This window comes from Pseudoalteromonas xiamenensis, from assembly GCF_017638925.1.
In the GTDB taxonomy this organism is placed as follows: Bacteria; Pseudomonadota; Gammaproteobacteria; order Enterobacterales; family Alteromonadaceae; genus Pseudoalteromonas; species Pseudoalteromonas xiamenensis.
In genome coordinates, this window is sequence record NZ_CP072133.1 from 3,386,677 (window position 1) to 3,405,504 (window position 18,828).

Here is an 18,828-nt window from a genome sequence, read left to right on the forward strand (position 1 = left end):
GCCCCGCTCAGGGGCTTTTTTATAGCAAAGCGTTTAATGGAATGAGTTAGGCCATGTTTCATTAACACAGTGAAATCGAGTAAACAAAGAGAGCGACATTCTACAAAGCGGTAAGGTGTTGCATATTCTCATTCTACTTACTTAGATGCTGTGTCTTCGTCAGGTGGCTACAGTACCGAGTATTTGAAAGGTACCTAAACAGGATGTTTACACTTTAGATTTTTAGGTGATTATGTTTACTTTGCAATTACCCCGAGGCAGAACTCTTAGCCTCGCTCGCCCTATTGTGATGGGCATACTGAATGTGACTCCTGATTCGTTCTCAGACGGTGGCAAGTTCAATCAAATCGACAACGCTGTCAAACAGGCACTCGTGCTGCTTGATGAAGGAGTCCCAGATTATTGACATCGGTGGCGAAAGTACACGACCAGGTGCACCTGATGTTTCCCTTCAAGACGAATTGCAACGTGTCATTCCAGTTGTCAAAGCACTTAGAGCTATCTCAGATTGTGTTATCTCAATAGACACGAGTAAACCTGAAGTCATGGCGCAGGCAATTGAAGCTGGTGCTGACATCATTAATGATGTTCGCGCACTTCAAGAAGTAGGCGCTTTAGCGGTGTTGGCTAGGTATCCAGATGTACCAGTTTGCCTGATGCATATGAAAGGTGCACCAAGAACTATGCAAGTCGCCCCTCAATATGACAACTTATTAGCCGAGATCCAGGCTTTCTTGGAAGCGCGAATTGAAGCCTGTGTTTCAGCCGGTATTCAACGACAACGAATTATTCTTGACCCCGGTTTTGGCTTTGGAAAAACACTTAAGCATAATTTTGAACTTTTGGGTCAGTTTGAGGCTTTCGAGCAACAAAAACTGCCAGTGCTAGCTGGATTGTCTCGCAAGTCGATGTTTGGTCAATTATTAAGTCGTGACGCGAATGAGCGATTGGCCGCGAGCCTCGCGGGCGCCATGTTATGTGCTCAGAAAGGGACTCATATCATTCGAGTCCATGATGTGAAAGAAACAGTTGATGTTTTAAATGTATTACATGCCGCGTGCAACGGAGTAGAGCATGAGTAATAGAAAATATTTTGGTACGGACGGTGTCCGTGGCCTTGTTGGGGAATTCCCAATTACCCCAGAATTTGCGCTTAAATTAGGTTGGGCTGCAGGCAAAGTGCTTTCTAAGCAAGGTACTAAAAAGGTCATTATTGGAAAAGACACGCGTATTTCAGGTTATCTACTAGAAACGTCGTTAGAAGCAGGACTCATCGCTGCAGGTATCGATGTTGTCTTGTTAGGCCCTATGCCGACGCCTGCCGTTGCCTATTTAACCCAAACGTTCCGCGCTGAAGCAGGCATTGTTATTAGTGCCTCGCATAATCCATATCATGACAACGGGATTAAATTCTTTAGCGGTAAAGGGACTAAATTGCCTGATGAAGTTGAACTGCAAATTGAGGCAATGCTTGAACAGACGATGACGTGCGTGGCTTCAGATAAATTGGGTAAAGCACGTCGACTAGAAAATGCAGATGGCCGCTATATCGAATTCTGTAAAGGCCAATTTCCCAAGGAGCTGTCGCTAGAAGGTTTAAAAATTGTCTTAGACTGTGCGAACGGCGCGACGTATCACATCGCACCTGCTGTAATGCGAGAGTTGGGAGCGGAAGTAATTTGTCATGCCTGTACTCCTGATGGCGTAAACATCAACTTAGAATGCGGCGCGACTCACGTAGATTCGTTAAAACGCAAGGTGCTAGAACACAACGCCGATGTTGGTATTGCGTATGACGGTGACGGTGACCGTGTGATGATGGTCGATCATCAAGGTCGCGTATTTGACGGTGATGACATTGTTTACATTATCGCAAATCAAGCCAATGAAACTGGCCAACTAGGTGGTGGTGTGGTCGGTACCGTGATGTCGAACATGGGTCTTGAAAATGCGTTGAAAGAGCGAGGTATTGAGTTTGCTCGTTCAAAAGTGGGTGATCGCTATGTTCTTGAACTATTGAAAGAAAAAGGATGGAAAATCGGTGGTGAGAGTTCAGGTCATGTACTGAATTTGGATTTGATCGCCACAGGTGACGGTATTGTATCAAGCTTGCAAGTACTTGCAGCAATGGTCGCACAAAACAAGACGCTTCATGATCTTCGTGAGGGTTTCACTAAATACCCAATGAAAATGATTAATGTTCGTTACCCTCAAGGAACGGATCCGACAACTCACGAAGCAGTTCTTGCCGCCGTGGCAAATGTGGAGCAAAAGTTGGCCGGAAAAGGGCGTGTATTACTGCGTAAATCGGGAACTGAACCGGTGGTCCGAGTAATGGTTGAAGCGCTTCAAGAGAAACAGGTGATCGATTTTGCAACGGAAATTGCTAAAGTTGTCGAATCTGTGAGCAGCTAATTGAAAACTATAAAAATCTTCTTGTAACTTAGGACGAGTTTAGCTAGTATCTCGTCCGCTTAACGTGCGGAGCTAACTATGACGCAGAGAAAGCGAATTGTCGCTGGTAATTGGAAAATGAATGGCAATTTAAGCCTAATTGAGACATTTTCTAGCACAATTCAACCAAAAGAATTTCCAGGTGTAGAAGTTGTTGTCTTTCCTCCATTTCCACTGCTATCTAACGTTGCAGCGAAAGGACTTAAAACAGGCAGCCAGACTGTTTCAGAACATGATGCGGGTGCATACACTGGTGAAGTCGAAGCGAAGTTAGTCGCAGAGCTTGGCGGTGAGTACTGTCTCGTTGGCCACTCTGAGCGCAGAACGTTATACAAAGAATCAAATGAAGTACTCGTTGCAAAATTTGCCAAAGCACAGGAAGCAGGATTAACGCCCGTTTTATGCGTTGGTGAAACAGAGTCAGAGCGCGAAGCTGGTTTGACTGAAAAGGTCATTTCTGTGCAGCTAAATGCGGTAATAAACCAATTAGGTGTAGCGTCGCTCGAAAACTCTGTGGTAGCATACGATGCCCGTTTGGGCAATTGGGACAGGTAAAACTGCCACGCCTGAGCAAGCACAACAAGTGCACAAATTTATTCGTGAGTTGATTGCGCAATCTGATGCGTCTCTCGCGGCTAAACTACCACTACTTTATGGTGGTAGTGTAAACGACGAAAATTGTGATTTATTATTCGCACAACCAGATATTGATGGTGGTCTAATTGGTGGCGCAAGCCTAAAACCAGAGGCTTTCAAACGTATCTGTGAAAGTGCAGTAGGGAATGTGTAGATGTACGAAGTATTATTAGTCGTCTATTTAATTGTTGCTTTAGCCCTGATCGGAATGGTGTTAATTCAGCAAGGTAAAGGCGCAGACATGGGTTCGTCATTCGGCGCGGGCGCTTCAGCAACCGTTTTCGGTTCATCAGGTGCTGGCAACTTCATGACGAAAACAACAACGATTTTAGCGACAGTGTTTTTCGTACTTAGCATTGTTCTTGGTAACCTAACTGCCGGTCAAATTAAAAAGACTGATGAGTGGGAAAACCTACAAGCACCAGTAGCGACAGAGCAGGCAGCGCCAGCTTCTGACGTGCCGGTTAGCGAAGAGAAACCAGCTACAGACGTTCCTAACTAAGTGAACGTTAAAAAAAACAACTAATTACGCAGATGTGGTGGAATTGGTAGACACGCTATCTTGAGGGGGTAGTGCTTTCGGGCGTGAGGGTTCAAGTCCCTCCATCTGCACCAAGTTGTTTTATTGAATTTTGCGAATGTGGTGGAATTGGTAGACACGCTATCTTGAGGGGGTAGTGCTTTCGGGCGTGAGGGTTCAAGTCCCTCCATTCGCACCAATTTAAAAAGGCCAGCTAATTGCTGGCTTTTTTGTTTTTGTCTCGTGAATTGAAACGATTAGTCGACAAAATGGGAAATTATAATTTATTTATTCAAATTTGTAGAAAAGATGATTATAATACCCTTCCAGAGGAAAGATGCGTCAGCATCTTTTTTTATGCCCGAAACAAAGTGCAATTTGTTTCAACATGCTTTTGCATGAACACACGGTGATTTTTCCTTTGGAGATAGTATGAATTCAGTTTTCCCTCGTCGAGGCCTAACTGCCATTTCGGCTGCCATTTTAACCGCGCTTACAATGCCTGCTTCAGTACTAGCTGCTGACAACGCAGAAGCAAAAAATAACGTATTCGAAAAAATCGAAGTTACCGCGCGTAAACGTACAGAAAGCCTGTTCGAAACCCCAACAGCCATTACTTCAATCAGTGAAAACACCATTGAGAAAGCCAATATCGGTAATCTTGATGACATTGGCAAATATGTTCCAAATCTAAATATTACACGTTACGGTGTGGGTAATGCGGCACACGCATCTGTATTCATCCGTGGTATTGGTCTTCAGGACCACATCATCACGACGGATCCAGGCGTTGGTGTATACGTCGACGGCGTTTACTTAGGTCGTCAGATGGGTTCTAACCTTTCGTTACCTAACATTGCGCGAGTAGAAGTACTACGTGGTCCACAGGGCACACTGTATGGCCGTAATACGCTAGGTGGTGCGGTAAATGTCATCACAAAACAACCTGGTGATGAAGACATCGCAACGGTACAAGCAAAAGTTGGTTCACGTGGCCGTCTTGCGACGGACTTATACGCAAACACGCGTTTAAATGATGAGCTTAGCTTCTCTGGTAGCTTGTCTTACAAACAACGTGATGGCGTTGGTACAGCCATCAATTTAGCGAATCCTGAAAAAGAAATTGGTGAAGAGCAAGAAGTGAGCGGACGTGTTGCATTCAAATGGCAACCAACCTCAGATTTCTCTTTGACTGCTTCGTTTGATGCGGTAAACAATGAATCAGGTCAATCTCCATACACAATCGAATTTACGGCACCACTTGATGCAAATGATCCGTTTAATGGTGATTTCCCGCTACTAACGCCTGATATGCTACCAAGTAACCCAGACGACCTAGCAACAACTGTTGCGGGTATCGAAAGTACAGATTTTTCTGGCTGGGGTTCTGCAATTACGGCACAGTGGCAATTAGATGATAATTACACAGCGAAATTTATTACCAGCTACCGTACGTCTGATTACACAGGTGGTTTGGATGATGATGCAGTTGCATTAAATTTATCCGAGTTCCCAGAAGAGGGTGGCGCAGACCAATACTCGTTTGAACTTCAACTTAACGGTTCTTTCGATAACATGGATTTTGTATCTGGTCTTTATTACTTTAACGAAGACGGATTTACTAAATCCGGTCCATTCGTATTCAGCCCATGGAACACGCCTAACGGCCTACTAAACGATGGTACAACAGCCTCGTTTGGTGACTATGGCTATTTCGACGTAAATCAAGAAACGGATGCTTATGCGGCTTACGTTAACGTAAGTTATAGCTTAAGTGACGCACTTAAAGTCGGTGGTGGTCTTCGCTATTCGGAAGATAAAAAGGCGGCGAACGCATTGTTCCCAAGCTTTCCTGCTCGTAAATACGAAACGGCTAACTTCAATGAAGTTACATGGGATATGAACGCGTCGTATCAACTGAATAATGATATGAACGTGTATGCTCAAGTCCAAAAAGGTTATCAAAGTGGCGGCTTCCCACCACGTCCTTTTGGTGGTCCTGCTCAATTCGTGTCGTTTGAAGAAACGAAAGCAATTAACTACGAAGTTGGTTTCAAAGGACAAGTCCACGAGCGTGTTTCAATGATGTTGGCGATGTTTGTGACTGATTACACCGATTTGGCGCTACCATTTAATGACCCAACAGCGGGTGGTGGCTTTGTCACAATCGTTGAAAACGCAGGTGAATCAAAAGCTCAAGGTATTGAACTTGAGACAACCGTAGCAATTACAGATGATTTCTCAATTCGCTCAGCGGTAGGTTACTTAGATTCTGAAATCACAAAAGTAGACGACGGTGTTCTTGGTATTGGCAAAGGTGATTCACCAGCGCTAACACCTCGTTGGACAGTGATGATTGCCCCATCTTATTTCTATGATTTGGATAGCGGTGCAACGATCGCGTTTAACGCAAACTACTCGTATCGCAGTGATATGCAAGGTCAGTCAGTATCTCGCCCGAGTGAGAAAATTAAATCTCGAGAGTTATTCGGCTTCAACTTGTCGTACACAAACCCATACGGCGATATGGAAGTCACGTTATACGGCGAGAATATCTTTAATGAAGTGTATGACGTTGGTCGTTTACAACAAAGTGGTTTTGTTGGCGTAATGCGCAGTAACGACCGCAGCGAATTCGGTATCAAATTCAAAAAAGAATTCGAACTGTAATTCCACACTTGCCTAAGACGATAGGGAGCAACGTTCTCGTTTGCTCCCTATTTTGAATCTGCTATCATGGCACAAAGTTTCAATGGACTGTCGCTTTGGCCGCTTTTTCTCAGTTCCCCAGTCGTATTTTTCGCCCGTTTGTCCGATGGAAACGCCTTGTTGCAACAGATGAGGGCTTAGTAATCACTCGTCCAACAAGTAGCGAATCCTATTCATGGACTCAAATTGAAACGCCTCCTAGTTTAGCTCGACGCTTTCCTTGGTGTACGTTAGGTTTGTCAAAGCAAACTCATGAAAGTCGATTTTCGGGTTTGGCGAGTAACAGCAAGCCGTTTATCCTGTCATGTCAAACGTTGTGGGCACAAGCACATGGCTCTAGAGTTAAAATGCAAGTCGCTAAGCTGGAGTCATTCCTTTCTCGTCGCTATTTGTCCGAGGCGATTTTCAACGAAATTCAAACGAAGGCAAAAACCACACTTAAGCCTTGGCGACACTGGTGGAAAACAGCAGATCTGGAAAGCGAACTTACGCACGCACTTTGTACATTGGAAGAAATTGCACAGTGGTCATTGCAAGATGCTGAGGAGTTTAAAGCGTCTTTTGAAGCTCATTATCTTGAAAAATATAAGTCTTATTTCGATACCATCGAGCGTAATCCATTAACGGAAAAGCAGCGATTAGCCTGTATCCGGCAAGAACAAAATCAGTTGTTGCTGGCTGCTGCGGGAAGTGGAAAAACCAGTGTCATGGTGGCTCGCTCAGGGTATTTAGTTAAAGCGGGGTATGCTTCACCATCACAAATACTCCTCTTAGCTTACGGCAACGATGCGGCAAAAGAAATGCAAGAGCGTTTATCTAAATCCTCATCAGCAGACGGTGTCAAGGCGCAAACTTTTCACAGCTTAGGGTTGTCCATTCTGAGAAAAGTTGAGGGTGAAACGCCGAAATTGAGCGTGTTCGCAACGGACCTTAATGCATTTCACCAATTTGTTTACCGCACCTTACTTACTTTGCTTGATGAAAGTGCGTTTAAACTTCAGTTTATAAAATTTGTTGAGTTAAATAGTGACTTTCTTAACCCAATTAAACAAGAGCTGAACTCTGAGCTAAAAGTGTTTTTAGGTACTCTCGCGGGTAAACGTACCATTAAACTCCTAACCGACTTGATGCAGGCTTTTAAAGAATATCAAATCACGGAATCGTTGGATGCATTGCGCGTTAATCATTCGGATGAATTAGATGTCGTGCTCAAACTACTCTCTGAGTACACCATGCATCTGAAGTCTAGAAACGAAATTGATTTCTCAGACATGATCGCAAAAGCCATTGGTTACGTTCAAAAAGGACAATTTGTTCCATCGTGGACACATATTTTAGTCGATGAATTTCAGGATATTTCAAGAAGTCGCGCCAAGCTGTTGCAAGTCATTCAGCAACGTGGTCGCCACGTACAACTGTTTGCGGTAGGCGATGATTGGCAAGCAATATACCGTTTTAGCGGTTCTGATATTCGTTTAACAACGAATTTCTCAGCCTACTTCTCTCCATCGACGGTACAAGCGTTGGATAAAACCTTTCGATTCCATCAGAATTTACTATCGGTATCGAGTGATTTCATCTGTCGAAATCCGAATCAGTGTGTCAAAGCGCTGAGTGCGTTCGACAAAGCTCTGCACGCGCCATTTAGCTTAATCCCACAGGATCGTGAATTGGATGATTTAGCCGCATTGATCCACGTAACACTAGAGCAAATAGCAAAAGAGCAGCCCAATACACAAAACACATTGCTTGTACTCGCGCGCTTTTCAAAAGACTTACCATCTCAGGAAATGCTTACAACACTGCGTGTACGCTTTCCAAACACCTCTATCACCACAATGACGGTTCACGCTGCAAAGGGTAAAGAGGCCGACTACACGATAGTGTTAGGGCTACGAAATGGTTCAGATGGCTTTCCGAGTAGACGAAAATTACCCGGCTTGCTCGATAAACTATTACCACCGCAGGATCAATTTCCAGATTCTGAAGAACGACGACTATTTTATGTTGCATTAACTCGTGCCAAAAAACAGGTATTCCTTATTTACGACAAATCAAACCCAAGTGATTTTATCGCAGAATTGTCATAACAGGCTGTTGGCTACGCGCTATACTTGCCAAGCGAAAGTTTGGTTTCACCCCATATGTGCGACCGTCCTGATTTGATTAATATATCGAAAAGATAAAATATTTTTGTTGTACAGGGTGTCAAATTACTCAGATAATTCGCGTCTTTGCAAAAATTTATGCCAGATAAACTCAAATTTGTGCATTTAGTAGCTTGATTTTTAACAAAAGCTACTTTCTTAATGCGACGATAAGTTTATTCCAGCATACACTTCAAATTTAAGTGAGCATGACATGCGTGGATGGATAATCTATAAAGATGTTGCCAATCTAATCAAACAAGAGACCTATGAAATTGATAGATTGATGCAAGTAGCCAAAGAAGAAAACATCGATCTGAAAGTCTATTCACCCGATCAATTTGACTTGATGGTTACCAGAGAAGACGAGAAGAGCGTACTTATCGATGGTACACCTGTGGAGCTTCCTGATTTCGTATTACCTCGAATGGGTGCTGGAACAACATACTTTGCCCTAGCTATTATTCGTCATTTAGAACGATTAGGCGTGCATTGTTTTAACAGTTCGCATTCTATCGAAGTGGTAAAAGATAAGCTTTATGCACAGCAGATCCTTGCGCAGCAAAATTTGCCTACGCCAACGACGATGTTGGTCAAGTTTCCCGTGAACATCGATTTAGTCGAATCACAGATAGGCTTTCCGGTTGTGATTAAGACGTTGTCTGGTTCTCAGGGGAGTGGCGTGTTTTTATCAAAAACGCGCAGCGAATTTGATGATTTAATGCAACTAATTGAAGCGACTAACCCTAAAGCAAACATTATTTTACAGCAGTTTGTTAAATCAAGTCACGGGCGCGATCTGCGTGTATTCACGATTGGTGGTCGTGCGGTGGCATGCATGGAAAGAAATTCAGGTGGCAAGAATTTCAAAGCCAATATTAGCGCTGGTGCGCAGGGGTCACCACACCCAATCACGCCAGAAATAGAATGGTTAGCAACACAAACGGCAAATATTCTGAATCTGGATGTGGCAGGTATAGACTTACTCTTTGATGATGAACATTTCAAAATATGCGAAGCGAATTCAAGTCCGGGATTTGAAGGATTAGAAAACGCGCTTGATATTGATGTTGCTCGTGAAATTTTGCATTTTATCCGTATTCGCTTAGGGATATTCGACAAAACGAAAAAACCGAATATGGAAGGAAATAAAGCGGTTTAAAACCGCTTTATTTTTATAAGCTCTTAAACTGTTGCTTTACCTGATAACCATCTTCCGTCACGATTTGTTCAAGCACTTCAATACGCTTTTTTAGCGCGATTATTTCATTCGTGAGTTGGGCATTGTCTTCTGCATCCTTTGCTGAGTTTTTCTTATAGTCAAAATACCGAGTAAATATTTTGCTTATCACGCTAAAAACGATAGCAATGGTCGCGATTAGAAAAGCCATTGTTGTTGAAGCCATACGTTTCTCCTTCTGTTTTGAACAGTAGTATAGGTTGAAACGCTTTGTAGAAATAGTGACAGAAGTCATTTGTTACAATTCGACTTCTTGGCGATTTTCAGGACGACTTGTTTGACAGGCAATAAACGCGTCTGAAATGCAGGTGGTATCAATAGTCGGGGGCGATGAGAATAGCACTTATGTTGTGCTATTCTCATAAAAAGCGATTATTAAACTTCGTATGGAAGCGGGTCTTGAGCTTGGTTAATTTCAAACGCCTCTAGGCGCTCTTGGCAGGCGCCACATTTGCCGCAAGCTTTTTCGCGACCGTTATAACATGTCCATGTTTGACCGTAATCGAGACCCATTTTTAAACCATCGGCTAAGATTTCAATTTTGCTTTCATTTAGGTATGGGCAAACAATTTCGATTTCTTCGTAGTTTGCGATACGGCAAACATCATCCATTTTTTTCACGAATTCGGGGCGGCAATCAGGGTAAATAGCGTGATCACCTGAATGCGCACCGTAGTAAACTTTGTTCGCTTTTAACGAAACGGCGTAGCCCACAGCAAGAGAAAGTAAGATCATGTTTCGGTTTGGTACAACCGTACTTTTCATGCTTTCTTCTTCGTAGTGGCCTTCAGGCACGTCGATATTGTCGGTCAGTGACGAACCGCCAATTAATTGATTAATGGCCGAAATATCAACGATTTTATGATTAACACCTAGGTTACGACAAACATCTTCCGCAACCTTCAATTCTTTTACATGTCGTTGACCATAATTAAACGACAACGCGTAAACCTCGTATCCTTGCTGTACGGCTTTATTTAATACGGTGAATGAATCCATACCACCAGAATAGATTACGACAACTTTTTCACTCATAGATAAATGCCTCGATTTTGATAGAGGTTTAAGTCAGGGCGCGATATACTACACGGCCGCACGAGAAATGACAAATTTACCTGTGCAAATTAAGAAACTGATTGAGTCGTAAAGAAGAGATTTGCTTTGTATAAAATTAACGAAATATTCGAAACTATCCAGGGAGAAGCGAGTTACACCGGCACGCCCTCTATTTTTGTTCGCCTACAAGGCTGTCCTGTTGGATGTGCGTGGTGCGATACGAAACAAACTTGGGAAGTGAATGACACGTATTTAGTTAGTCTTGAGCAAACCGTAGAAAAGAAAGCAGATTCTGATCTTTGGGCGAATGCATCAGCACAGCAAATATTTGAATTATTCCAACAACGTAGTTATCAAGCCAAACACGTTGTCATCACCGGCGGAGAGCCGTGTATGTACGACTTAAATCCACTCTGTGATATGCTGCACGAACATGGCTATACCACTCAAATAGAAACAAGCGGCACATTTGAAATACTTGCCCCAGAGAAAACGTGGGTAACTGTATCACCAAAGATAAATATGCGTGGCGGATACGAAGTACTAACGTCAGCTATGCAGCGAGCAAACGAAATTAAGCACCCAATTGCTATGAACAAGCACGTTGAAGAGTTAGAGGCGTTATTTGAGCGTACTGGTACACGTCCAGCGCTAGTATATCTGCAGCCTATTAGCCAAAAAGCGAAAGCAACGAAACTGGCGATTGAAGTATGTAAAGCGAAAAACTGGCGCCTTTCCGTGCAAGTGCATAAGTATTTAGGTATCAATTAAAAAAGCCCGCAGATGCGGGCTTTTTTAAAGGTTTACGCTGACAAGAAGTCAATTACCACTTGGTGATGGTCTTTTGTCTTGAACTTATCGAATACGTGCTTCACAAGGCCATCTTGACCGATTAGGAAGGAAATACGGTGAATTCCATCGTATTCTTTACCCATAAATTTCTTTGGTCCCCATACACCGAATGCATCTGCAATTGCGTGATCTTCATCTGAAAGAAGGGGGAAGTTTAGTTCTTTTTTATCTTCAAAGTTTTTTAGCTTTTTAACCGCGTCAGGGCTAATGCCAACCGCGATGGTGTTTAACTGTGCCAAAGCATCTTTCTGATCTCTTAAGTTTTCCGCCTGAACAGTACAACCAGGGGTAAGTGCTTTGGGGTAAAAATAGACGAGTACTTGTTGGTCTTTTAACAGTGTAGCAAGGCTTACCTCACGACCGTTTTGATCTAATAGTGTAAAAAGAGGGGCTTTGTCGCCCGCTTGAAGTCTATTCATTGGATATCCTTAGCGAATGCGTCTGAAAATATAATCTACGTTTAGCTTGCGAGAAAGATCTTCAAATTTCATTTTGAATTCGTCACTGTCGACTTCAACAGGAATATTTACTTCTATTTCACAGCGCATCATTAACTGTTCATTTTCTTCGTAAGTATCCGATTTAAGAGAACAAATGCTGATGTTCTGCTCAGCAAAAAATCCGGTAAATTTACTGAGTGTGCCCGGTGTGTCCACACCGTGATATTCGAGCGTATAACCTGCACTATATTCTCCCGGAATATGCTGTGAAGTACGCTTCATCATCGTCAATAAACCCATTTCCATACCTTTTAGGGGCAGCAAATGCTCTACACGGCACAATGCCGCCATATCCCCAGATAAAAGCATGATAAAGGTGAATTCATTTCCCAAAATTGCGATGCGACTGTCAATGATGTTGCAGTGACAATCACTCACTAATTTTGTTAATTCACTGACTATTCCAGGGCGATCCTCGCCAATTGCTGTCAAAACTAATTGTTGATTTGCAAAAGTTGCCATGAAAAATACCTAGTGTTGCGACAGAGCCTAGTTATAAATTGCTATTTTTGCCACCATCTAGATGGCAAGCGTCCGAGAATAACATAGATGCTTTCTTTATCGCCATCTCTAAACTTTACCGCGTTATAGCAAATTTTCTATTTACGACCATCATTGGCATAGTTACTTGTGTTTGTATGCGGCTGAAAGTAACATAAGGCTCAATTTTACTAATCGCCGTCGTAGATTGGCGAATACCTTAGGCTAGCGGTAAAAAAATTATCAAAGTAAATGAACCATTTCGGCATTACCCACTCATATACGAGAACGACAATAAAGGGTTTGCTAAGGAGAAATTTAGTGCAGTATTGGGTTAAAACGTCATTGGCTTGCGGTGTTCTATTAACACTATCTGGTTGTAGTATTTTTACCAATGACGCGCACCATCCTCGTAATTACCGAGCAAATGCGCCTGTCAAAGTTCCAAGTACATTAAAAGCTCCAGAAATCGATCCTGATTTTAAAATGGATATCGCTCAATATGAGAGCCAAGAAGAACCCAAAGGGTTTCGTCCGCCACAGCAAGTATTGACTGTTGCGCAAGGCACATGGATAGAAGAGGGCGATAAAGTTTCACGCGTTTATTTTGACAAAAATGATGGCATCAAAGATTTAGCGGATTCAATTTGGATGGCGACCCAAGGTGCACTGACTTCAAATAACGTGACTGCGGAACGCTCAGATAAAGCAACCGGGACAATCGAAAGTGGTTGGTTCACGCTCATCAAGCCAAAAGATGGCTGGTTTTGGGAAGATACCAAGTCACCGTCTCAGCAGCGTTTCAAATTTCGCATCGAACAACAAGAACACAAACGTACAGCGAGTTTAGTTGTCGAATTGATTGATTATCGTAGTGATGATATTCCGTTAACCGACCTTTTGAAGCAACAACTTGAAGTGCGTGCGCTAAACGAAGTCGTCACTGAATACGATTATCAATATCGCCGTTTATTAGCAGAAATAAGACAATCGGAAGGCCAGTTAGCGATTGAAATCGGGTCAGATGAAGAAGGTAATTCGGCACTCGTGTTGTCAACGGCGTTCGAACATGTTTTCGATAAAGTATCTGGTTTACTTGAAGGGTTAAGCTTCACGGTCGACAAAGTGAATGTTGATGAATCAACGATAGCTGTAACCTACGAGAAGCCGGAAGACAGCATATGGAATTCAATTTGGGGTGATTCAATACCATCACTACCTCTGGAAAACGGCAAGTACACCATCAAGATTTCCTCCAATAAAGAAGGTGGAAGTGTGTTAACTTGGCAAAACGGAAATGACCAAGTACTCGATGCTCAAGCAGTTCAGGCGCTACAACAAGGCCTTCTAAATGCAGTGCGTCAAAAGGACGTAAGACTCTAAAATAATTAGAAATATAGGGTAGAGAAAAGAGCGCAAGCTCTTTTCTTCGTTTTACTTAAGTGGAAAATTCTATGGCTATCAGTCGCACCTCGCCAGACTTCTGGCGTACGCTGTTTGCGTTCACCGTCCCCTCATTGATTGGGGTTTTCTTGTTTATGACTCCAGTGCCTGTTGGCGATGTTGTCACCATTCCTATTGCTGTAATGGCAAAAAATGTTCAACAATTTGTTGCGCCCTTTATTCATCCGCTGATCGTCGCTATCGTTTGTATTACGGGGCTGATGAGCCTTGCGGTGTCGGTATTTAATGTTAAACCGTTTCGTCATGTACATATCATCCAGCATTTGTTCAAAGTAAGCCCTATTTGGTTAGTGACTCGCTTGGCAGGCATGGTGTTTATTCTGATGACCTATTTTAAGGTTGGCCCCCATGCTATTCACTCAGACAATACTGGGACCTTAGTGTTACATGATCTGCTACCTGTACTCTTTTCTGTCTTTATCTTGGCAGGTTTATTGTTACCATTGCTGCTTAATTTCGGGTTACTCGAACTCGTTGGTACGCTTTTTACTAAGGTGATGCGTCCGTTGTTTGGTGTGCCTGGCCGAAGTGCGGTGAACTGTGTCGCTTCATGGTTAGGTGATGGTAGCGTAGGTATTTTGATGACTGCACGCCAATATGAAGAAAAATTTTACACTGAGCGCGAAGCTGCGATTATCGGTACGACGTTTTCAGCGGTGTCTATTACATTCTGTCTAGTGGTAATCGGACAGGTGAAATTAGAATACTTATTTGCGCCGTTTTATCTCACCGTCTGTTTGGCCGGTTTTGTTGCCGCGTTTATTGTTCCGCGTCTTCCACCTCTTCGTTTCAAAAAACAAGTTTACATTGATGGTTCGCCAGCAGATGAAAACGCAGAAGCGGTGCCTGAGGGCAAAACCTTGTTTAAACACGCGCTAGATGTAGCGTTACTGAAAGCGCAAAAAGCACCCGGCGTGAAAGGAACGTTGCAAGAAGGTACTCATAACGCATTGGACATGGTTTTTGCTGTATTGCCTGTAGTTATGGCGGTAGGTACAACCGCGCTCATCATCGCTGAATACACACCGATTTTCCAATACTTGGGCAAACCGTTTATTCCATTCTTAGAATTGCTGCAAATTCCTGAAGCAGAGAAAGCGGCGGAAACCATTGTTGTTGGTTTTGCGGATATGTTTATACCATCCATACTTGCTGCGAGCAGCATTGAAAGTGATGTTACGCGCTTTATTGTTGCCGCGATGAGTGTAACGCAGTTGATTTACATGTCAGAAGTGGGCGCGTTGCTGCTTGGCAGTAAAATCCCAGTGAATCTTTGGGAGTTATTCCTGATATTTATTTTACGTACAATTGTTACGTTACCCGTTATTACTTTAATGGCACATTGGCTAGTAGCCTAAAGAAGAAAAAAGCCTCGTTTTGAACGAGGCTTTTTTATAGGTATAGGGTAAGTAATCGCTATTTGATTGGAACGACTTTGCTTGCCCGTTGATAAGTAATCGCTAAGCCGCTCCATGCGGGGAGTTCCCATCGTTTCGGGGCTTCCTTTCTGCTACCGCTTTCATATTCAATCGTCACCTTTTTGCCTTGTAGAGCATAGCGAACATTTAGGTTCTGGTTTGCAAGCACTAACTTAAGCGGGAACTTGTCTTTTAGGGATTCTATTTCCCAAGCTTCGATGCCATCGTATTGAAAATCCGCTTCGGTGACGAGTTCAAGGTCGTCGAAAGACTCTATACCTAACTTAATGACTTGTTGAGTTAAGTAATCGATAGGTTCAGGTACTTGGCTCAGATCTTTTTTCAATTGATTTGAAATTTGATGATAGCGGATGGCCATCTTTACTTGTTCAAAGAGACTGGGCATAAGCATTTGCTGTTCAATGGCTTTAGCTAAAACACTGGGAAATTCTTCAGTCGAAGGAGAGCGTTGATATTGCGTAAGCACAACATCGGCATAACGTTTTTCAATGGTAACGCTTAACTGACAGTCGATGAATTGAACACTGACTATCGATTCTTGAGTAGGAATTAATTCAGAAACGCGATTCAAAACAATGGGACTGGCAATTGTCGCCAAGGTGACGGCGTTTTTTGTGCCTCGGCCTGCAAGCGTAAATGTGCTCATGACGAGAAGACTTTGCGCAGTGGATTGCGCGTAAGATTGCTTTGCTAAACTGATTTCAATCTTACCGTTGGCAAAAGTGTCTCGGCGGTTATTTCGTTTAATGAATAATCGTTCAGGTTGGGCCTGAATAATGGCATGTAATAATGCACTTTTATCGTAACTAGACGCTTTCGCAAGCTCTGGCAATAAGAAGTGTGCTCTGAGCATTTCACTATATTGCCTCGCTTCTTTAAGGGCTTCCGCGTCAACAGCCATGTCAGGGATAAGCCCACGTAGTACCGCAATAGATATGGTTATATCGCAAGCGTCTGGAAACTGTTTATTCAAAGCGTCTAATGCATCAACACTAGTCGGTAAGCTATACACGGTTGCTGGAACTGCAATGACAGACACTAAGTCAATAACGGCTTGTCTGAGCGTTGAAGAGGGCATGGATATGATAAGCTGCCCAAGCTCTACGTCTAAAGGAAGAGGATAGAGACTTTTGCCAAGTTCAGTTGCCTGACCAGAACTCGAATCGATAGCGCCTAAATTTTGTAATGTATTTACTGCGAGTTGCTTAGCGCTTTCGGGTAAAGGCTCGAAAAACGGTAAACCATCAACTCCGTCATCCAAGCATGCCGCCGCGAGTACTAATTCAGTGAGAGATTCACGATGGATTTCGGGCGGCGTTTTTTCGATGAGTGGCGCATGTTGCCCGTAAAGCCGAATACACAATCCAGATTGGGTTCGGCCTGCTCGGCCTTTTCGCTGTTTTGCAGAATCTCTGGCAATAGATTCCAGCCCTAAAACGGTGCGCCCTTGTCGAAGATGGGTTCGTCGTTCAAGACCACTGTCAACCACACACGTGACGTTGGGGATGGTGAGAGAGGTTTCCGCAACATTGGTCGCGAGTATTATTCGTCGATGAGTTTGGACTTTGAGGGCATTTTCTTGGAACCGCTTATCACAGCCACTGAACAGTGGGATCACCTCGATGTTAAGTGATGAAAGTGCCGTTTTAATGAACTGGATTTCACCTTTTCCAGGCAAAAACACCAAGATATCGCCAGTTGTGTCTTCAAGTGCAATTTCACAAGCCTGTTTTACTCGCTCAGCTAAATGCTCTTTAGTTGGCATTGCACGCATGTCGCTTGCGATAAAGTGTTCCTCAACAGGGAAGAGAGAACCGTCAGAATTTAGCAGGGTTGCGTTGAGTTTCTGGGCGAACAACTCACCTTGTAAGGTCGCTGAGGTTAATACAAGGCGGTGCTGAGCACGTTTTTGTAATATAGCGAGAAGCAGGTCCATGTCCCAGCGGCGCTCATGAAACTCGTCGAGAATAACCGTTGTATATTTCTCTAGCCTATTTTCGAAATACCAACGTAATGCAACACCGGGCGTGGCAAAAACAACATTGCAGTTTTCCTCTATCGCCTGCTCAAATCGAATGGCATAGCCAATGTGATGGCCCAAAGGTGCCCCCGATTGCTCTGCTAAATATTCAGCCAATGCGGTACAGGCAATACGGCGAGGTTGGACAACAAGGACTGAACCCGATGCTGCGGCCCAAATTGGCAAACGAGTTGATTTACCTGAACCTGTCGCAGCGCTGACGACTACGTTGCCTTGCTCAAGCGCGTTTAAAAAAGGGGCTTTTAATGGGTCTATGGGTAACGGCATTTTCAGACTATATAATTCTTTTTCGCTGATCCTAACAAAGAATCCTTGAAAACCAAGAAAAGGATAACCATTAATGACAATATCATGGCCTTGGCGAAAAAGTGCACTCTTGGCTGGATGTAGAAATTGAACACAGCGAGAGTTTAATCATGGTCAATGTCATTCTGATCTTCTTATTAATTCTATTTGTCGTCGCATATTGGCGAATTAACGACATTCAACGTTACTTTTGGCAACGTAAATATCAACAACATAGTCTGTCAGCCCAAGATAAAGAAATACTGCGGCGATATATGCCCATTTATCGTCAACTTTCCAATGAAGAGCAATCTCGATTGGAATCACATATCGTATGGTTTCTAGGTGAGAAGCGGATATTAGGTAAGGATGGTTTGACAGTTAACCGTCCGATGGGGTTAATTGTGGCCGCTGATGCGTGTTTACTTGTGATAAATCAGTCATGGCCTTTATACCCAAATGTTAAGGAAGTTTTGCTTTATCCAAGCAGCTACTACGTTCCTGAAAGTAGTCGAGATGGTGCCGGTTTAGTGAGTTATCACACTACCATTCGACAAGGCGAATCTTGGCCGGGTGGAACGCTCGTTCTAAGTTGGCATGATGTGCTTGAAGGCAATCGCCTTCCGCAAGACGGTCACAACTTGGTTTTTCACGAGTTTGCACACCAACTAGATCAGCAGACGGGACAGACGAATGGTACGCCTCTTTTACCAAAAAGCATTACTTACGGGCGCTGGGGAACGGTGTTTACACGTGCTTATCAACGTTTGAAAACACAGATTGCGTATCATATGCCACATACTTTCCACCCGTATGGCGCGACGAATGAAGCGGAATTTTTCGCTGTTGCTACAGAAACGTTTATAGAGAAACCAAGGCAATTTAAGCATGAAGAGCCTGAACTTTATCACCTTATGGTTGAATATTTCCGCTTCGACCCAGAAAACTGGCATCCTACACCAACCTTTTAGACCCTGTTAAACGGGTATCCGTAGCATTTCTCTA

The 18,828-nt window shown here is 43.3% G+C and carries 14 protein-coding genes, 2 tRNA genes and 2 pseudogenes; 13 read left to right on the forward strand and 5 right to left on the reverse strand.

What is annotated here, in order from left to right; translation table 11 throughout:
- Window positions 1-232: 232 nt before the first annotated feature.
- The 9 genes and pseudogenes from folP to J5O05_RS16465 all read left to right on the forward strand — a co-directional run bounded on the left by folP (window position 233) and on the right by J5O05_RS16465 (window position 9,628).
- A pseudogene (gene folP / locus J5O05_RS16425) lies at window positions 233-1,082 on the forward strand (dihydropteroate synthase).
- Window positions 1,075-2,415, forward strand: a complete 1,341-nt coding sequence (gene glmM, locus J5O05_RS16430; protein WP_208842991.1) for a phosphoglucosamine mutase — start codon at window positions 1,075-1,077, stop codon at window positions 2,413-2,415. Before folP ends, glmM begins: the two are co-directional and overlap by 8 nt.
- A gap of 78 nt (window positions 2,416-2,493) precedes the next feature.
- Window positions 2,494-3,244: pseudogene (gene tpiA / locus J5O05_RS16435) on the forward strand (triose-phosphate isomerase).
- Complete coding sequence (gene secG / locus J5O05_RS16440) at window positions 3,245-3,592, forward strand: preprotein translocase subunit SecG (protein ID WP_208842992.1); 348 nt, start codon at window positions 3,245-3,247, stop codon at window positions 3,590-3,592.
- Window positions 3,593-3,620: 28 nt separating this feature from the next.
- Window positions 3,621-3,705 (forward strand) — tRNA-Leu (locus tag J5O05_RS16445).
- Between the two features lie 19 nt (window positions 3,706-3,724).
- Window positions 3,725-3,809: transfer RNA gene (locus tag J5O05_RS16450), tRNA-Leu, on the forward strand.
- A gap of 233 nt (window positions 3,810-4,042) precedes the next feature.
- Window positions 4,043-6,280, forward strand: coding sequence for a TonB-dependent receptor (locus tag J5O05_RS16455; RefSeq protein WP_208842993.1), 2,238 nt, complete (start codon window positions 4,043-4,045; stop codon window positions 6,278-6,280).
- Window positions 6,281-6,375: 95 nt separating this feature from the next.
- The gene (locus J5O05_RS16460; protein ID WP_208842994.1) at window positions 6,376-8,409 is read left to right on the forward strand and encodes a UvrD-helicase domain-containing protein; all 2,034 of its coding nucleotides are present in this window, start codon (window positions 6,376-6,378) and stop codon (window positions 8,407-8,409) included.
- 271 nt (window positions 8,410-8,680) lie between these two features.
- Entirely contained in the window at window positions 8,681-9,628 is a 948-nt protein-coding gene (locus tag J5O05_RS16465; protein WP_208842995.1) for an ATP-grasp domain-containing protein, read from the forward strand.
- A 13-nt stretch (window positions 9,629-9,641) separates the two neighbouring features.
- Here the strand turns inward: J5O05_RS16465 and J5O05_RS16470 are convergent, their stop codons facing one another.
- Together J5O05_RS16470 and queC are read right to left on the reverse strand one after the other, a co-directional pair.
- Window positions 9,642-9,872, reverse strand: coding sequence for a hypothetical protein (locus tag J5O05_RS16470; RefSeq protein WP_208842996.1), 231 nt, complete (start codon window positions 9,870-9,872; stop codon window positions 9,642-9,644).
- A gap of 209 nt (window positions 9,873-10,081) precedes the next feature.
- On the reverse strand, window positions 10,082-10,741 hold the full coding sequence (gene queC / locus J5O05_RS16475) for a 7-cyano-7-deazaguanine synthase QueC (RefSeq protein WP_208842997.1): 660 nt from the start codon (window positions 10,739-10,741) through the stop codon (window positions 10,082-10,084).
- A 126-nt stretch (window positions 10,742-10,867) separates the two neighbouring features.
- Between queC and queE the strand changes: the two genes are divergently transcribed.
- Window positions 10,868-11,533: a 7-carboxy-7-deazaguanine synthase QueE gene (gene queE, locus J5O05_RS16480; RefSeq protein WP_208842998.1), complete on the forward strand. Its 666-nt coding sequence runs from the start codon at window positions 10,868-10,870 to the stop codon at window positions 11,531-11,533.
- 32 nt (window positions 11,534-11,565) lie between these two features.
- Here queE and bcp read toward each other — a convergent pair whose 3' ends face one another.
- Together bcp and J5O05_RS16490 are read right to left on the reverse strand one after the other, a co-directional pair.
- On the reverse strand, window positions 11,566-12,033 hold the full coding sequence (gene bcp / locus J5O05_RS16485; protein ID WP_208842999.1) for a thioredoxin-dependent thiol peroxidase: 468 nt from the start codon (window positions 12,031-12,033) through the stop codon (window positions 11,566-11,568).
- Window positions 12,034-12,042: 9 nt separating this feature from the next.
- Entirely contained in the window at window positions 12,043-12,576 is a 534-nt protein-coding gene (locus J5O05_RS16490; protein ID WP_208843000.1) for a glycine cleavage system transcriptional repressor, read from the reverse strand.
- A gap of 339 nt (window positions 12,577-12,915) precedes the next feature.
- Here J5O05_RS16490 and bamC point away from each other — a divergent pair, with 339 nt between their 5' ends.
- Together bamC and J5O05_RS16500 are read left to right on the forward strand one after the other, a co-directional pair.
- Window positions 12,916-13,977, forward strand: a complete 1,062-nt coding sequence (gene bamC / locus J5O05_RS16495) for an outer membrane protein assembly factor BamC (protein ID WP_208843001.1) — start codon at window positions 12,916-12,918, stop codon at window positions 13,975-13,977.
- 71 nt (window positions 13,978-14,048) lie between these two features.
- Complete coding sequence (locus tag J5O05_RS16500) at window positions 14,049-15,416, forward strand: YjiH family protein (RefSeq protein WP_208843002.1); 1,368 nt, start codon at window positions 14,049-14,051, stop codon at window positions 15,414-15,416.
- 58 nt (window positions 15,417-15,474) lie between these two features.
- Here the strand turns inward: J5O05_RS16500 and J5O05_RS16505 are convergent, their stop codons facing one another.
- On the reverse strand, window positions 15,475-17,805 hold the full coding sequence (locus J5O05_RS16505; protein WP_208843003.1) for a DEAD/DEAH box helicase: 2,331 nt from the start codon (window positions 17,803-17,805) through the stop codon (window positions 15,475-15,477).
- Between the two features lie 149 nt (window positions 17,806-17,954).
- Here J5O05_RS16505 and J5O05_RS16510 point away from each other — a divergent pair, with 149 nt between their 5' ends.
- On the forward strand, window positions 17,955-18,794 hold the full coding sequence (locus J5O05_RS16510; RefSeq protein ID WP_208844556.1) for a M90 family metallopeptidase: 840 nt from the start codon (window positions 17,955-17,957) through the stop codon (window positions 18,792-18,794).
- Window positions 18,795-18,828: the final 34 nt, after the last annotated feature.

Bases quoted from the DNA above. Each gene is read 5' to 3' on its own strand.
- J5O05_RS16510 (WP_208844556.1), top strand. From the start codon at position 17,955: ATGGTCAATGTCATTCTGATCTTCTTATTAATTCTATTTGTCGTCGCA.
- queC (WP_208842997.1), bottom strand. From the start codon at position 10,741: ATGAGTGAAAAAGTTGTCGTAATCTATTCTGGTGGTATGGATTCATTC.
- J5O05_RS16490 (WP_208843000.1), bottom strand. From the start codon at position 12,576: ATGGCAACTTTTGCAAATCAACAATTAGTTTTGACAGCAATTGGCGAG.
- secG (WP_208842992.1), top strand. From the start codon at position 3,245: ATGTACGAAGTATTATTAGTCGTCTATTTAATTGTTGCTTTAGCCCTG.
- J5O05_RS16505 (WP_208843003.1), bottom strand. From the start codon at position 17,805: ATGCCGTTACCCATAGACCCATTAAAAGCCCCTTTTTTAAACGCGCTT.
- glmM (WP_208842991.1), top strand. From the start codon at position 1,075: ATGAGTAATAGAAAATATTTTGGTACGGACGGTGTCCGTGGCCTTGTT.
- J5O05_RS16455 (WP_208842993.1), top strand. From the start codon at position 4,043: ATGAATTCAGTTTTCCCTCGTCGAGGCCTAACTGCCATTTCGGCTGCC.
- J5O05_RS16500 (WP_208843002.1), top strand. From the start codon at position 14,049: ATGGCTATCAGTCGCACCTCGCCAGACTTCTGGCGTACGCTGTTTGCG.
- J5O05_RS16470 (WP_208842996.1), bottom strand. From the start codon at position 9,872: ATGGCTTCAACAACAATGGCTTTTCTAATCGCGACCATTGCTATCGTT.
- bcp (WP_208842999.1), bottom strand. From the start codon at position 12,033: ATGAATAGACTTCAAGCGGGCGACAAAGCCCCTCTTTTTACACTATTA.
- J5O05_RS16465 (WP_208842995.1), top strand. From the start codon at position 8,681: ATGCGTGGATGGATAATCTATAAAGATGTTGCCAATCTAATCAAACAA.